Origin of the sequence: Pseudomonas sp. xss_2, from assembly GCF_043104195.1 — a bacterium.
Taxonomy (GTDB): domain Bacteria; phylum Pseudomonadota; class Gammaproteobacteria; order Pseudomonadales; family Pseudomonadaceae; genus Aquipseudomonas; species Aquipseudomonas urmiensis.
This window is the reverse complement of the sequence record NZ_JBICKL010000045.1, coordinates 153,073-168,432: the sequence shown is the minus strand read 5'-3', so window position 1 is coordinate 168,432 and position 15,360 is coordinate 153,073. Positions and strand designations below refer to the sequence as shown.

General features: G+C 62.5%; 14 protein-coding genes. 6 read left to right on the top strand and 8 right to left on the bottom strand.

Annotated elements, in window-relative coordinates:
* Positions 1–102 precede the first annotated feature (102 nt).
* Together ACF8K2_RS08640 and ACF8K2_RS08635 are read left to right on the top strand one after the other, a co-directional pair.
* The gene (locus ACF8K2_RS08640; RefSeq protein WP_392464347.1) at positions 103–4,308 is read left to right on the top strand and encodes an autotransporter outer membrane beta-barrel domain-containing protein; all 4,206 of its coding nucleotides are present in this window, start codon (positions 103–105) and stop codon (positions 4,306–4,308) included.
* Between the two features lie 223 nt (positions 4,309–4,531).
* Positions 4,532–5,005 carry a sn-glycerol-3-phosphate transporter gene (locus tag ACF8K2_RS08635; protein ID WP_186555122.1) on the top strand — a complete coding sequence of 158 codons (474 nt, stop codon included), beginning with the start codon at positions 4,532–4,534 and terminating at the stop codon, positions 5,003–5,005.
* Here the strand turns inward: ACF8K2_RS08635 and ACF8K2_RS08630 are convergent.
* The gene (locus tag ACF8K2_RS08630) at positions 4,983–5,480 is read right to left on the bottom strand and encodes a VOC family protein (RefSeq protein ID WP_392464346.1); all 498 of its coding nucleotides are present in this window, start codon (positions 5,478–5,480) and stop codon (positions 4,983–4,985) included. The genes ACF8K2_RS08635 and ACF8K2_RS08630 overlap by 23 nt on opposite strands.
* 184 nt (positions 5,481–5,664) lie before the next feature.
* On the opposite strand from ACF8K2_RS08630, the gene ACF8K2_RS08625 reads away from it, so the two are divergent.
* Positions 5,665–6,480 (top strand): hypothetical protein, encoded by an 816-nt coding sequence (locus ACF8K2_RS08625; protein WP_392464344.1) that lies wholly within the window; start codon positions 5,665–5,667, stop codon positions 6,478–6,480.
* Between the two features lie 131 nt (positions 6,481–6,611).
* Entirely contained in the window at positions 6,612–7,067 is a 456-nt protein-coding gene (locus tag ACF8K2_RS08620; protein WP_368973231.1) for a transposase, read from the top strand.
* A 121-nt stretch (positions 7,068–7,188) separates the two neighbouring features.
* Here ACF8K2_RS08620 and ACF8K2_RS08615 read toward each other — a convergent pair whose 3' ends face one another.
* The 5 genes from ACF8K2_RS08615 to ACF8K2_RS08595 form a co-directional block, all read right to left on the bottom strand.
* The gene (locus ACF8K2_RS08615; protein WP_392464343.1) at positions 7,189–7,536 is read right to left on the bottom strand and encodes a cupin domain-containing protein; all 348 of its coding nucleotides are present in this window, start codon (positions 7,534–7,536) and stop codon (positions 7,189–7,191) included.
* An 18-nt stretch (positions 7,537–7,554) separates the two neighbouring features.
* Positions 7,555–8,841 (bottom strand): NAD(P)/FAD-dependent oxidoreductase, encoded by a 1,287-nt coding sequence (locus ACF8K2_RS08610; RefSeq protein WP_392464342.1) that lies wholly within the window; start codon positions 8,839–8,841, stop codon positions 7,555–7,557.
* Positions 8,838–9,581, bottom strand: a complete 744-nt coding sequence (locus ACF8K2_RS08605) for an amino acid ABC transporter ATP-binding protein (RefSeq protein ID WP_186555117.1) — start codon at positions 9,579–9,581, stop codon at positions 8,838–8,840. Before ACF8K2_RS08605 ends, ACF8K2_RS08610 begins: the two co-directional genes overlap by 4 nt.
* Entirely contained in the window at positions 9,578–10,234 is a 657-nt protein-coding gene (locus ACF8K2_RS08600; RefSeq protein WP_186555116.1) for an amino acid ABC transporter permease, read from the bottom strand. Before ACF8K2_RS08600 ends, ACF8K2_RS08605 begins: the two co-directional genes overlap by 4 nt.
* 63 nt (positions 10,235–10,297) lie before the next feature.
* Positions 10,298–11,056: an ABC transporter substrate-binding protein gene (locus ACF8K2_RS08595; RefSeq protein ID WP_186555115.1), complete on the bottom strand. Its 759-nt coding sequence runs from the start codon at positions 11,054–11,056 to the stop codon at positions 10,298–10,300.
* A gap of 167 nt (positions 11,057–11,223) precedes the next feature.
* Between ACF8K2_RS08595 and ACF8K2_RS08590 the strand changes: the two genes are divergently transcribed.
* The gene (locus tag ACF8K2_RS08590) at positions 11,224–12,000 is read left to right on the top strand and encodes an IclR family transcriptional regulator (protein ID WP_392464339.1); all 777 of its coding nucleotides are present in this window, start codon (positions 11,224–11,226) and stop codon (positions 11,998–12,000) included.
* A 56-nt stretch (positions 12,001–12,056) separates the two neighbouring features.
* On the opposite strand, the gene ACF8K2_RS08585 is transcribed toward ACF8K2_RS08590, so the two are convergent.
* On the bottom strand, positions 12,057–13,232 hold the full coding sequence (locus tag ACF8K2_RS08585) for a GGDEF domain-containing protein (protein ID WP_392464336.1): 1,176 nt from the start codon (positions 13,230–13,232) through the stop codon (positions 12,057–12,059).
* Positions 13,233–13,404: 172 nt separating this feature from the next.
* Complete coding sequence (locus tag ACF8K2_RS08580; RefSeq protein WP_392464334.1) at positions 13,405–14,289, bottom strand: LysR substrate-binding domain-containing protein; 885 nt, start codon at positions 14,287–14,289, stop codon at positions 13,405–13,407.
* A gap of 102 nt (positions 14,290–14,391) precedes the next feature.
* Here ACF8K2_RS08580 and ACF8K2_RS08575 point away from each other — a divergent pair, with 102 nt between their 5' ends.
* Positions 14,392–15,348 (top strand): DMT family transporter, encoded by a 957-nt coding sequence (locus ACF8K2_RS08575; protein ID WP_392464333.1) that lies wholly within the window; start codon positions 14,392–14,394, stop codon positions 15,346–15,348.
* The last annotated feature ends 12 nt before the right edge of the window (positions 15,349–15,360 follow it).

Below are 15,360 nucleotides of genomic sequence, written 5' to 3'. Positions count from 1 at the left end.
CGAGAGTCACTCCTACAAGCAGGTTGTAACGCCTCCGACATTCGCCAGCAGGCGTCCCGCGCAGACTTCAGGCATCCCACTTCAGATGCCCAAGAGGCTGCCATGAACACCGTCAAGCGTCCTGCACACTTCCAACGTACTCGTCTGGGCCGGGCCATCGGCCTGATTCTGGCGGGCCTGTTCAGCGTCAGCCTGATCGAGGCCGAAGCCGAGGACAGCGCCCTCGACCCACCGCTGATGGCTATCGACCCGCCCTCGGCAGCGGGCGCCATGCCCTCCCCTGACTACCTGCAGATCGCCCGGCAAGCCAGTCAGCAGGCACCCCAGTTATTCGCCAGCCGGCTGCTGGGGTCGCCAGCGCCAATCAACCTCAACAGCGCCGATGGTATTGGTGTTTCCAGCGCAGGTGCGCATGACGACGCCACGGTCAACCTGGGCGCGGCCCGCACCACCGGGGTGCTTGCGCAGATGGCCAGCAGCGTCGGCTTCGAGCGCGGTAGCGTCAACAGCAGCGCCCTGACGGCCACCAACGCCAATGGCCAAACGGGGCTGGCCAGCGATGGCGGCCAGTTGAGTGGCTCTGGGGTGACGGTCACCCTGATACCCAAAGCGGCCAACAGTACGCTGATCACCGCCAGCAACCTGACCGGCGTCAGCGCCAAGAATGCCGGCCAAGTGAGGTTGAACAACAGCACCATCAGTGTCGGTGGCGGCACTAACGGGGTGAACAACCAGGGTCTGGTCGCCAGCGGCGCTGGCAGCCAGATCGAGCTGGTTGCAAGCGAGGTCAGCACCCTGTCCAAAGGCTCGGTTGGCGTGCTGGCCCAAGGCGGCGGCAAGATCAGCATCAGCGGCGCCAGCGTGATCAGTACCACTGGCGCCAGCAGCCCTACTAGCGCCAGCCATGGCCTGAAAGCCACCGGCACCGCCAGCCTGATCGCTGTCAGCGACAGCGAGATACGCACTGGCGCAGTCGCCGCCAGCGGCGCCCGGGCAGATGACGGCGGGCAGATTCAATTGCAGCGCACCAGCCTCAGCCATACTTCCGCCGCCACCAGCACCAGCAGTACTGCCGTATTGCATGCGCTCGGCGGCGCCAGCATCAACGCCGATGCGGTCACGCTCAGTTCCAGCGGCAACTACATCGGCGGCGCCCGCGCCGAAGGCAGCGCCAGCCAGGTTTCGTTGCGCAACAGCCGCGTGGCAGTCAAAGGCTCGGGCACCGTCAATGACTTCGCCTCAGCCGCGCGGGCCATAAGCGGCGGCGCCGTGCTGATCGACAACAGCACCCTGAGCGCCGAAGGCACCTACAGCCACGGCGTGTCAGTCGAAGGCAGCGGCTCGCACGCCAATGTCAGCGCCAGCCGGGTCGAGGTCGGCGGTAATCGCGCGCACGGTCTCTACGTCAATGCAGGCGCCACTGCCGAGGTCAACGACAGTACCCTGCGCCTCGCCCCGGCTGGCAGTGCAGCAGGCCCTTGGGGCCTGGGCGCCTTGGTCGAAGGCAGTGGCTCACGCCTGCTGCTCAACGACAGCCAAGTGCACACCACGCAGAAAACCAGCTACGGTGTACGTGCCCTGGGCGGCGCCGAGCTGCTAATCAACAATGGCCTGATCGATACCCAGGGCAATTATTCAGCAGGCCTGAGTGCCGGTAACTCGACGGTGGTGGCCCATAACCTCACGGTGACCACCTCGGGCGACGACAACGCCATGGGCGTGGTCGCCGACGGCGGCGCGAACATCACCCTGTATGGCGGCTCGGTAACCACCACGGGCAATGGCTCACCGGTACGATCCAACCTGACCTTCCCGCACGCCCTGGCCTCGCGCAACCCAGGGGCTGTGCTCAACGTCTACGGCACCGCCGTGCATACCACCGGCACGCAGGCCTACGGCGCTGCGGTAGACGATGGCGGCAGCCTGTACTTGGAAGGGTTGAGCGTGAAGACCGAGGGGCAGTATTCCATGGGCCTGTATGCCGGCATCGGCACCCTCAAGCCAGGCCAGGTCAGCCTGGTGGCGCACAATGTCAGCGTCCAGACCCTGGGCGACCAAGCGACCGGCGCCATGGTCAGCCGGCAGTATCAGAGCGATACGGCCAGCCTGCAATTGAGCGACTCGAGTATCACAACCAGTGGTGTGTTGTCCCATGGTTTGCAGGCTGAATCCACCGCACTACTGAGTGCCAGCAACACCGCCGTCACTACCCACGGCGAGCGTGCCCTTGGAGCGCTGGCGAACAACCAGGCCAATGTTCAGGTCGATCAGGTCGGGATCAACACCAGCGGCAACCTGGCCCACGCCGCCGTGGCCAAGAACGGTGCGCGCCTCGACGCCCAGCGCAGTGTGATCAACGCCTCCGGTGACCAGGCCGCAGCGCTTTATGCGCAAGGCACCGAACTGCTCAAGGGCCAGGCCAATCTCGACAGCAGCGTGCTGCACAACCGCGACGGGGCCACTGTGGCTGTCGCAGGCGTCGCCGACATCAGCCTGACTGACAGTATCGTCGGTGGCAGCGGCCAATGGTTGAACGTCGACAGCGCCGTGGCAAGCGATGGCAGCAGCATCCCAGACATGGGCACCGGCCAGTGGCAAGGTGTCGGCAGCTCGCTGGCCAGTGCCGGCAACGCCAACATCAATGTCGCAGGCTCGGTGCTCAACGGCGCTGCGCGCACCGCTGCGGGCAGCAGTGCCAAGGTCGATCTGCGCGACAGCAGCCTGTGGAACCTGACCGGCGACTCGAACCTCAGCACCCTGCGTAACGAGGCCAGCCTGATCGACTTCAGCGCGCCAGTCGGCGGCAGCTACAAGCACCTGAGCGTCAACAACTACCACGGCGCCAATGGCACCTTTGCCCTGAACACGTACCTGTACCGCGACGGTTCGCCCTCGGACAAGCTGGTGGTGGATGGCGGTAAGGCCGATGGCAGCAGCAACCTGTTGATCAAGAACGCAGGTGGCCCCGGCGCGCTGACCCAGGGCAATGGGATTCTCGTAGTCGATGCCATCAATGGCGCGACCACCGATGCTCAAGCCTTTCGCTTGCTCAGCCGGGTCAAGGCCGGCCCTTATGAATACACCCTGCACCGGGCCAGCCTGGATGGCAGCAATCGCCAGGCCTGGTACCTGCGCTCTACTGCTGATGTGGGTCCGGTTGACCCTGTTGATCCAGTCGAGCCAGTGAAACCTGTCGACCCAGTGAAGCCGGTAGATCCGGTGAAGCCTGTAGATCCGGTTAAACCCGTCGATCCAGTGGACCCCGTCGATCCGACTGAGCCCGAGCACCCCATCGTTCCAGTTCGGCCACAAGTGCCCAACTATCGCCCGGAAACGACGCTATACCGCGCCTTGCCTTCGATGTTGCTGCACTACAGCCACGCCATGGTCGATACCCTGCATGAGCGGGTCGGTGAAGAGCGCAGGCTCAGCAGCGAGCCACTGCCCGCACAAGCCGCCGAACAATACGGCCCGTCACTGGGCTGGGGCCGGCTGATCTACCGCAAGGGTGAGGACGAGCTGGGCCAAGGTGCCAGCTACGACTACCGGATCCAGGCCTTCCAGGTCGGCACTGACCTGTATCGCAACGAAGACGTCGATGGCAGTACCGATCAGGCCGGTCTGTCGCTCAACGTTGGGCGTATCGCAGGTGACGTCGAGCACACCAATGGCAACAGCGCTGGCGACGACCTGATCCGCGCCTATGGGGTCGGCGGCTACTGGACCCACTTTGGGCCGGAAGGCTGGTACCTCGACGGTGTGCTGCAGTTCAACCGCTTCGACGTGCAAGCCAACCCTAGCGACATGGACACCATGAAAACCCGCGGCCGTGGCGTGACCGCCTCGCTCGAAGGGGGCTATCCGTTCAATCTCAATGAGGACAAGAACCTGCGCATCGAGCCGCAGGCCCAGGTGATCGTCAGCAAGATCAAGGTCGATGACAGCCACGACGACGCCTCTGATGTGCGCTTCGAAGACGTCGACTCGCTGACTGCCCGCCTGGGGGTGCGCATTGACAAGGACAGCCTGCGTGCAGACGACCAGGGCAAGCTGCACCGCACCAACGTCTGGGTGCGGCCCAGCGTCTGGCACGAGTTCAAGGGCAAGAGCAAAACCGAGTTTTCTTCGGCCAATGGCTACATTCCCTTTGGCACCGACATGAGCGGGACCTGGGGTGAACTGAACCTGGGTGTCGACTACCAGGTCGATGAACGCACCACAGTGACTGGCTCGTTGGGTTATCAGAAGGCGTTTGGCAAGGACAGCAGAAGCTATGAAGGGATGATTGGTATCAAGGTCAAGTTCTGATCGACGACGCCCGGCTCAGCCGGGCGTTTTTTATCGAGGGCCTCATCGCCCAGGCGCCTTATCCCCCTCTGCAACCCGCCATTATCAGACAAATCCGATATTCGATAGCGAGTCAGCTACCTACCATACGCGCCCTTTCCCACCATCAGCCAAGCCGACAGAGACAGGTTTCCAATGCAGGCGTGGCGAGTGTCCATAACGCGCGTTGCGCCAGGTGTTGAACATGAGCAGACAATTTTTGCTAGCTATTGCCCTACTCCTCTGGAGCACCGCAGCCAGCGCTGGGCAAAGCGAGCCACAGGGCGATTACTGGTACATCCAGACCAGCGCCTATACCCGCCACTGGAGCCCCGACCCAGAGCACAACAATCACCAACGTCTGATCGGTATCGAACGGGTGTACAGCGATGGGCTGCTCTGGGGCGGGGCGACATTCAAGAACTCGTTCAACCAGCGCTCCTACTATGGCTACGTCGGCAAAGTCTGGGAGCATGAGCGGTTTCCGCTCTATGCCAAGCTCAGTGCAGGCCTGATCCAGGGCTACAAAGGCGAATACAAAGACAAGATCCCGCTCAACCATTTGGGCGTTGCGCCGGTAATCATTCCGGGCATCGGTGCGCATTGGGGGCCGGTGGCTGCAGAGTTTGTGGTGCTCGGCGCGGCAGCGGGAATGGTCAACGTGGGGCTTCGGTTCTAGGGTTCAACGCCGCCTCAATCTTGGCGACGTCGATCTTGCCCATCTGCATCATCGCCTCGAACGCCCGCTTGGCGGCGGCTTGGTCAGGATTGGCAATGGCCTGGATGAGAATCCTTGGGGTGATTTGCCAGGAAATACCCCATTTGTCCTTGCACCAACCACAGACACTCTCCTCGCCGCCATTGCCGACGATGGCATTCCACAAACGATCGGTTTCGGCCTGATCGTCGGTAGCAACCTGGAACGAGAACGCCTCGTTGTGCTTGAACACCGGCCCGCCATTAAGGCCGATGCAGGGAATGCCCATCACGCTGAACTCGACAGTAATCACATCGCCCGCCTTCCCCGAGGGATAGTCGGCTGGGGCCTTATGCACGGCCAGCACCTTGCTGTCCGGGAAGGTCTTGGCGTAGAACTCGGCCGCCTCCTGCGCCGCCCCCTCATACCACAGGCAAATAGTGTTCTTGCTGGTCATGGCGCTACTCCTCGATCGGGACAGAGGCATTAGTCTAGTCGCTCGATGTCCAGCAGCCAGGCGCTAAGGCCGCGCGCATGGGCCGGTTTCAACGCTATCATCGAGGTGGCCGGGCGTTGAGCGAACCCCGCGCCGACAGGCCTGTCCAACCTGCTCCCATGTGCGACGAGAAGACCCATCGACCATGCATTTCGACCTGATCCAAAGCCTGAGCCTGGCCGGCAAGCCAGAGGTACCCAACGATGACCGGATCGGCTGCGCCGACCAGCATGCCTGGGTCATCGACGGCGCGACAGACCTGGGACCACCAGGTCTGCTCGGGGAGCGCGGTGGTGCGGCCTGGCTGGCAGCAGCGGCGCAGCGGGCTTTTCACGGGGCATCTGGCGCTTTGCAGCAGGTGTGTGAATCGGTGTTTGTCGCCGTCGCAACCGACTATGCCCAGGCCCAGCGACGCGAACCGGTCGCGGCCTGGGAGCTGCCGCGCGCTGCATTCGCCGCCGTCGCCCTTGAGGGTGCCGAACTGAGCTGCGCCTACATGGGCGATTGTGTCGTGCTGCACCGCAGTGCTCAGGGCATTGGGTTTCTCACCCCCGAGCCTGACCGTGAGGCGGAACGTGCTGAAGCCGCAGCCCTGGGCCCGGGCACCGGGGCATTCGGGGTGCGCACGCCAGCGGTGGTGGCCGACCGCCGGGCTGCCCGTGAGCGACCCAAGGCCGTCTTGAGCATCGATGCGCAGCAAGCCCGAGACGGCACACGCTATGTGCGCAGCGCGGTGTCCGCGGGCGATGAGGTGATTTTGCTGAGCGATGGTTTCGCCGCGCTGTTCGATACCTATGACGTCTACGACCCGGCAGGTTTTATCGCGCAGCTTGAGGCGCATGGCTTGGCCGCTCTGGCTCAGACGCTGCGCGCCATAGAACAGGAGGACGCCGCTTGCCTGCGCTATCCGCGCTTCAAGGCCAGTGACGATGCCTCGGCGATCTGGTTGCGGGTCGCCTGATAGCCGATCGACGGGCGGCCAGCACTGTTCGCGAGATATCCGCTGAAAAGCTTGCTCATACATCGGCATGGGTACGACGAGATGCTATTGGCTACCTTTGAGAACTCATATCTGAGGTCATGGACATGGACATGGACAGTCCCCACGCCGTACATCTTCGCCTGGGCCGGTTTTCTGAAGCCGGGCGTATTTATGCATTGACTACAGTCGTCAAGAATCGGCTGCCACTCTTTGTTGATCTGCAACTGGCAAGGTTGGTCATCGCCCAGTTGCGCCTGGCGCAGGCCGAGCACCTCGCGCAATCGCTTGCCTGGGTGGTGATGCCTGATCACGTGCATTGGCTGGTGCAGTTACAGGATGCGACGCTCAGCACACTGATGGGCAGAATGAAGTCACGCAGTACGCGTGCGATCAATAGCGCATTAGGTAGGGATGGAGCGCTTTGGCAGCGCGGGTATTACGACCGGGCTGTGCGTAGAGAGGAGGAGTTGCAAGGTATTGCCCGCTATATCGTGATGAATCCTGTTCGGGCGGGGTTAGCCCGTACGGTTAAAGAGTATTCGCATTGGGATGCGGTGTGGGTTTGAGCATTTTGGGGCTGCGTTGCAGCCCATCGCAGGCAAGCCAGCTCCTACAGGTCCAACGCCAATCTTTGTAGGAGCTGGCTTGCCTGCGATGGGCCGCAGAGCGGCCCCTAAATCCCGGACCTCAGCCAAAAATCACATAACTCTTGCGCACAGTTTGACGAATCTCCCATGTCCCTTGGCTATCTGGCGGGAAGCACAGGGTATCGCCCGCACGAAACGCCAACGGCGCCCCGCCATCGGGGGTGAAGCTCCCCTCCCCGCTGATGATGTAGCTGTACTCGGCTTGCTTGACCCCACGCCGAAAACTGCCCGGCGTGCACTGCCAAATACCCGTTTCGGCCGCAGCGCCAATCAGGCTGTGCTCACCTGCTGTGCTCGCCTGGGCAATGGTTTCGCCCACGGGTTGGGCCACCGGCGCCGGTTGCGAAAACTGCGCCTCGGTTACCGCCTTGATCAATACCGGTTGCATCAACTACCTCCTAATAAGTCACAGAACGGCATCGAGCAAGCGATACCAGGCAATGCCCACGCCCAGGTACAAACGCTGCAGGCCATGGAACGGAATCGGTCGGATCGGTGACAGCGGAAACGGAAACTGCTGCGCCTTGCCCAGCAGTCGCTGTGCCAGGTGCCGGCCAAGTGCGGACGACATGGCAATACCGCGACCGTTGTAACCGAGCAGGATGCTCAGACCCGGCGCCGGCTCGTGCAGGTGCGGCATGAAATCCTGGGTCAGGGCAACGCGCCCGCTCCACTGGTATTCGAACTCGACCCCGGCCAGGTGCGGGAACAAGCCCAGCACCGAGCGACGCAGGTGGTTCCAGTCGCTGGCAGCCTTGGGCTCGGCAAACGGCCCACGCCCACCGAGCAGCAGCCGGCCTTGGGCATCCTGCTTGAAATACAGCAGCAGCCGGCGCGCATCGGAACACACCTCACCGCCAGGCAGCACCGTGCGCCGCAGTGCGTCCGGCAGCGGCCGGGTGGCAACGATGAAACTGTTAGCCGCCAGCACCGTCTGACGCAGCTTTGGCCACAAATCGTCGGTATAGCCATTGGTGGCCAGTACCACGCGCTCGGCGCTGACCGTGCGCCGGGTATCGGTGGTGAGGGTCCAGCCGCAGCTGTCGCGGTGCAGGCCGGTAACGCGATTATGGCCATGGATCTGCGCGCCTTCGGCGATGGCCGCCCTGGCCAAGCCGCGTGCGTAGCTCAGCGGCTGCACGCTACCGGCACGCGGGTCGACCCAGGCGCCCAAATAGTCATAGCTGCCGATGCGCTGGGCCACGCTGCCCTTGTCGAGCATCTCCACCGGCACCCCGCGGCAGCGCCATTGCTGCGCACGGCGCTCGACCGCGCGCATGGCGGCCGGGGTTGCCGCTGGCTGGATCCAGCCCTTGCGGGTGGCGTCGCAGGCAATGTCGTAGTGGCGGATCAGCTCGAACACCTCATCGGCGGCAGTCCCGGCCACTTCGATCAAGCGCTCGGCTTGCTCGCCACCGTACATGCGTAGCAACTCGTCGGGGTCGTGCTTAAGCCCCGGAATCACTTGCCCGCCGTTGCGTCCGGAAGCACCCCAGCCGGGCTCGCCGGCATCCAGCACACAGACCCGCGCCCCCTCACGCGCCAAGTGCAGGGCGGTAACCAGGCCGGTGTAGCCGGCGCCGACCACGGCCACATCGACTTGCTTGTCTTCGGCCAACGGCGGGGTGTGAACGCCAGGTGCGGCCGTGCTCGCCCACAAGGAAGGCGGTAGAGCCAAAGGTCGTGCACTCATGCCACGCCTCCATCAGTGGTCAGCAGGCGTCGCAAGAATTCCTGGGTACGGGGCTGCTGCGGCGCGCCAAGCACCTCGCGCGCCGGGCCTTCCTCGACGATTCGCCCGCCATACAGGAAGCACACCTTGTCGGCGACCTCGCGGGCAAAGCCCATTTCATGGGTGACCACGACCATGGTCATGCCCTCCTCGGCCAGCTTGCGCATCACCGCCAGCACTTCGCCGACCAATTCCGGGTCCAGCGCTGAGGTCGGCTCGTCGAATAGAATGGCCTTGGGCCGCATGGCCAAGGCCCGGGCAATGGCCACACGCTGCTGCTGGCCGCCCGACAGCTCATCCGGGTAGGCCTCCATGCGATGGGCCAGGCCGACCTTTTCCAGCAGTGCCTTGGCATGTTCGCGGGCCGCCTCGGGGCTTTCCTTCTTTACATAGATCGGCCCTTCCATGACGTTCTGCAGCGCGGTGCGATGGGGAAAGAGGTTGAAGCGCTGAAACACCATCGCCACCTGGGTGCGAATCTCATGGATGGTCTTGGCATTGCGATCGACCCGCTCGTCACTGACCAGGATGTCGCCCCCTTCATAGGTTTCCAGGCCATTGATGCAGCGCAGCAGGGTCGACTTGCCCGAGCCCGATGGGCCGATCAAGCACACCACCTGGCCGCTCTGGACCTCAAGGTCGATGCCTTCGAGAACGCGGGTACTGCCATAGCTTTTGTGCAGCGACTGAATGCTGATCATGCGTGCTTCCTCGTGGCGATCCGCGCCTCGAGACGGCGCAAGGCATACGACAGCGGCAGGCTCAAAGCCAGGTAGAGCAGCGCCACCAGGGTATAGACAGTCATGTTTTCAAAGGTCGATGAGGCTATCAGCTGGCCGGCCCGGGTCATCTCGGCGACGGTGATGGTCGACACCAATGATGAGTCCTTGAGCATCATCACCAGGGTGTTGCCATACGGCGGCAAGGCAATCCGGAAGGCCTGTGGCAGCACCACCCGGCGCATGATCATCGGCCCGCGCATGCCCAGCGATTCTGCCGCCTCGATCTGACCCTGCTGGATAGCCTGGATACCTGCGCGAAAGTTCTCCGCCTGATACGCCGAGTAGGCGATGCCCAAACCGATGATGCCGGCCTGCAGGGCAGTGAGCTGGATGCCGAATTCCGGCAACACGAAGTAGATGTAGAACAGCTGCACGATGATCGGCAGGCCACGAATGATGTTCACCACCGAAACGGCGAACAGGGCGACCGAGCGAACCTTGGACACCATCATCAGGGCGAAGGCCAGGCCAATCAGGGAGCTGAGCAGGAACGAGGCAATCGTGACCTGCACGGTGACCACCGCGCCACTCAAGAGAATGGGCAGGAAGTCCAGAGCATTCTGGAAGAACATAAGCGAGTCCGCGAGAGAGCAATCAGGGAAGAGGCGCCCGCTGCGGGCGCCGTGAGGCGACGATCAGTCCAGGTGCCACTTGTCGATGATGCCGGCCAGGGTGCCGTCGGCCTTGATGCTGGCGATGCCCTGATTGACCCGGGCAAGCATCTGCGGATCGCCCTGGCGCATGATCAGGCACACTTCACCTTTGATCTGCGGCTGATAGCTGTCGACCAGACGGACTTTTTTCAAGGTGCCCTGGGCCATCTGGTAGGCGAGGATCGGATGGTCACCAAAGCCTGCCTTGATCCGGCCCAGGGCCAGGTCGCGGGTCAGGTCCGCCAGCGAATCGTAGCCGCGCACTTCCTTGAAAATGCCGCGTTTGTTGAGCTCGTCGAGGAAGATGGTGCCGACCTGGGCGCCTACCACTTCGCCTTTGAAATCATCCATGTGGCTGTAGGCCTTGGCGTCGTCGGCACGCACGATCAGGCCTTCGCCGTATTCGAACACCGGGTCCGAGTACTGCACGACCTTTTCTCGCTCGGGGGTACGCAGCATGGCGGCGGAGATCAGGTCGATCTTTTTCGCGGTCAGCGAAGGGATCAGTGCGGCGAAGGTGGTCTGGGCGATATCCACCTCAAACCCGGAGGCCTTGGCCACCGCTTGGGCGGAGTCGACCATCATGCCCTGGATACTGTTGCTCTTCACATCGAGAAACGTAAACGGCACACCGGTAGCGGTGGCGCCGACTTTGTACGTCTCGGCCTGGGCGACCAAGGAGGTGACGCAACTGGCGGCCAGGGCCAGGGCGCAGGTGAACACACGAAGGCGTGGATACATGGTGAACACTCCCATTTGACGCGGTTTGTTGTCGTTATGCGTTATGGATGCCTCGGGTATCGGCAGGAGGCCTTGCGACCCAATATAATTGATTTACAAAAATCGTAAAGAGATTTATAAATATCGCATATCGATATTAACCAGTGATCCTGCCCAAGGGACGATCCATGAACGATAACGACAACAGCCTGTTCAACCAGTCACTGGAAAAAGGCCTGGCGGTGCTGCGCGCCTTCAACGCCCGCCGGCGCACCATGAACCTGGCCGAGGTGGCCGAGGCCGCTGGCATCAACAAAAGCTCGGCGCAGCGCATGATCCATACCCTGGAAGCCTTGGGGTATGTGAGCAAGCATCCGCAGACCAAGCGCTTCCAACTCACCCCAGAGGTGATGGAAATCGGCTACAACTACCTGGCTGCCGACACCCTGGTGGACGTCGCTAACCCGTTCCTCGCCGAGCTGGCGCAGACCACCGGGGAAACCACCAACCTGACCGAGCCCGTGCGCAACGACATGCTCTACGTAGCGCGTTTCGTCGGGCCTAAGTTCATCCCTATCCATTTGCCGATTGGCAGTCGTATCCCGATGTATTGCACCGCCTCGGGGCGCGCGTACCTGAGCGCGTTGGACGAGGATGAGGCGATAGCCGTGCTGCGCGCCAGCGATCTGTCTCGGCACACCCAGTACACCCGCACGTCACTGGAAGAGATCCTCGGCGAAATTGCCGAGATCCGCCGCAAGGGCTTTGCCATCAACAATGAAGAGTTGTTCTTGGGCGACATGGCTGTCGCCGCCCCGGTGCGCAACAGTCAGGGCCGGCCGGTGGCATCGGTGCATGTGGTCGCACCGACCAGTCGCTGGTCGCTGGAAGAGGCTGAGCGGCGGCTGGCACCTGCGGCAATTGAGTGTGCTCGGGCGATCAGTACATCGATCAGGACACTGTGAGTGAGCGCCGGCCTGTTTCCAGTGGTTTGCTGTCAATCAGGCCGATGCTGGACCAATCATCCTTGCTGGGCTGAAGGTGCGGCCAAGGTTTGGTCATCCAGTTGAATGCGGTTACGGCCGCCGCGCTTGGACTCGTACAGGGCAATGTCACCCTGCTCGATCAATGCCGCCAGGCTCGCGGGGGGGCGGTCGAATAGGTTGGCACCGATGCTCAAGGTGACAGCCGCTGGGGTGGCAAACGATTGCGAAGTGAGCAGCAAGAATTGCTCTCGTAGGCTGCTGCCCAGCTCATGAACCCGCGCAGGCGAAGCATTGCCCAGCAGGATCACGAACTCATCGCCGCCCAAGCGCGCGGCCAGCGCACTGGCAGGCAACATGGCGCGGATCATTTCGCTCAGCCCGACCAACAGCCTGTCACCGGCAGTGTGGCCATACAGGTCGTTGACCAGTTTGAAGTTGTCGATATCGATCAGCAGCAATGCCCCCGGCCGGGCCGCGCTTACCTCATTGATCAGGCGCGGCGCCCGCACTTCCAGGGCGCGCCGGTTATACAGGGCAGTCAGCGGGTCACGCGCGGCCAGCCGGGCGATCTGCTGCTCACGCCGGTAGCGCTCGGTGCCGGTCATCGACAGCGCGATCAGCATGATCGCCATGGCCCCTTCGACCAGCGAGACCTGAATGATTTCGCCGCGGAAAGCGGTCAGGTCGATCAACGTCCCGGGCACCAGCGGCGGGATCATCTTGGCCAGATAAAACAGGCCGTGGCCGAGCAACACGAAACGCAGTTGCACAGCGCCTACGCTCAATGACATGCCATGTGGGCGCAGGAGAAAACTAGCCCGGAGGGTCGTCAGCGCAACCAGCAGCGATTGCACCAGCAACATCACTTTTGACCACAGCGGCCCTTCCGGCAGCAGCAGCATCACCAGCCACGTGATGAACACCAGGTACCAAGCCCGCGACAGACGGGTTTCAGTAAACCGGGCAACGCCCAGCAAAAAGCAGAAATGCGCGGTGATCAACAGGCCATTGGCAAACCAGATGCCAATCAGCAAAAAGCCGTTGCTGCGCAGTAAAGCGAGGGTGCTGCCCACGCTGATGATGGCGAAACCGGTTGCCCAGTAAAGCAAGGAAGATTCGCGCACGGTGCGCCACTCGACCGCCAGGTACAGCGCCGCAGCGGCGGCCAGGGCGATCGTGATAGTGAGCATGGTAGGTGGATCGAGCGCCATGGAATGACGGGCCTGCCTGAAATTAAAAGTGGAGAAATGTTCAAAACCAGTTTGCGCGGCCCTGCGCCTGTACTGCACGCGCACGATTTCCGTCGTGGCTTACTGCCCATGCATCATCCGCACCAGCGGCGAATACCCTGTCGCTGTTAAGCGAAAAATAGTGCCTGGCGCGTTACTGCTCAGCGAGAAAACTCACCAGTTGCCGGCCATGTGAACTGAGCCGCTCCCAGCCACGAAAACACACGCGCAGTTCCAGGGTCGCCCAGCGTTCCTCCAGCGCGACCCAGCGCACCGCCAGCTCTTGCTCGGCGCGCAACGCCGCAGTTTCCGGGACAATGGCGATGCCTGCGTGCTGGGCGACCAATTGGGCGATGGCTTCAAAGCTGGGCGCGCGAACGCGCACTTTCAGCGGCATCGCCAGGTTCATCGCCAGCTCTTCGACGAAACGCTGCATCGCCCGCTCGCCCGGCAAACACACAAATGCAAAGCCCAGCGCGTCAATCAGCCGCAGCTGCTCCCGCCCGGCCAGGGGGTGGTCGGCCGGGACCAGCAAGACCAAACGCTCGGTGCGAAACGGCAGCGACACTAAACCGTCGCTCATCAAATTGCCATCATAGACGCCGATCTCGCACTCGTCAGCCAGAACCACACGCAATACGTCGACGCTTTTGTGCTCGACCAACTGCAGGTCGACTTCTGGATAGTCGGCTAGAAACGGCCCGAGCACGGCGGGCAACAAGGTGCTGTTGGTGACTGTGGAAGCGGCCAGGTGCAAGGTAATGCGCCGTTGCCCGGCCAGCTCGTGCAGGGTGTCCTGCAATTTGCGCGCTTCGCCCAGCACTCCTCGCGCCGCTTCCAATACCAGCCGACCGGCTGGGGTGAGCTGCATACCGTCGGCGCGCCGGGTGAACAGGCTCAAGCCACAGCGTTGCTCGAACAAGCGCAGGCGATTGCTGGCGGCAGAAACGGCCACCGGAAACGTCGCAGCGGCCTTGCTCAAGCTACCGGTAGCGGCAATCGCGGCGAGTAGACGCAGATCGGGAAGATCGAAATGCATTGTGCTTTCTCTAAATGCGAACACCATGTTCGATTAAAAGCGATTCTAACGTGGATTGCGTTCTGCACAGAATAAGCCCAGTGATAACTGCCTGGATTTGCCATGACCTTTTTGCGCACCCTGCTCACGCGCCAGATCCACAGCGGCAGTTTGTTTGCCGTACTGGCGGCCTTGGGTTTCAGCTTCAAAGCCATATTCGTCAAACTCGCCTACGCGGCCGGGCCGGTCGATGCGATCAGCCTGCTGGCCATGCGCATGGCCATGGCGTTGCCGTTGTTCGTCTGGCTGGTGTGGTTCAGCGGCCGGCAATCCTCCACTCGGCTGACACCCGCTGACGGCTTGCGCGTGATCCTGCTGGGGCTGCTGGGTTACTACCTGTCCAGCCTGTTCGACTTCTACGGGCTGCAATACATCAGCGCAGGGTTGGAGCGCCTGATCTTGTTCACCTACCCAACCCTTGTGCTGATCTTCCAGGCCATCGCCCTGCGCGAACGACCCACCACCCGCACCCTGGCGGCAATGGGCCTGTGCTATCTGGGCCTGGGCATCGCCTTCGTGCATGACGTGAGCATCTCTGGCGTTGGCCAGCAAGTGATTCTTGGCTCGCTGTGGGTGTTTGCCAGTGCAGTTACCTACGCCCTGTACTACTCCGGCACAGGCATTGTGCTCAAACGCATGGGTTCGATGCGCATGGCGGGCTTGTGCGGTACGGCGTCGTCGCTGATGGTGTTGGCTCACTACCTGTGGGTGGCGGACATCAGCCAACTGTGGCAGCTGCCTGCGGCGGTGTGGCTCAACGCGGGATTGATGGCGATCTTTTCCACGGTGCTGCCGATCTATTGGGTGGCCCTGGCGATTCAGCGCATGGGGCCCACGCAAACGGCGGCGGTGGGCAACCTGGGGCCAGTGCTGACGGTGCTGGCGTCGTGGGCGATTCTCAGCGAAGAAATCTCGACGTATCAGGTGCTAGGGCTGGCGTTGGTGTTGTTCGGGGTGACGCGCTTGAAACCCACGGCGAAGAAAACCGACCTGCCCGCTGCCAAGGAGGCGGCAGCCTGAGCAGGCTTGGGC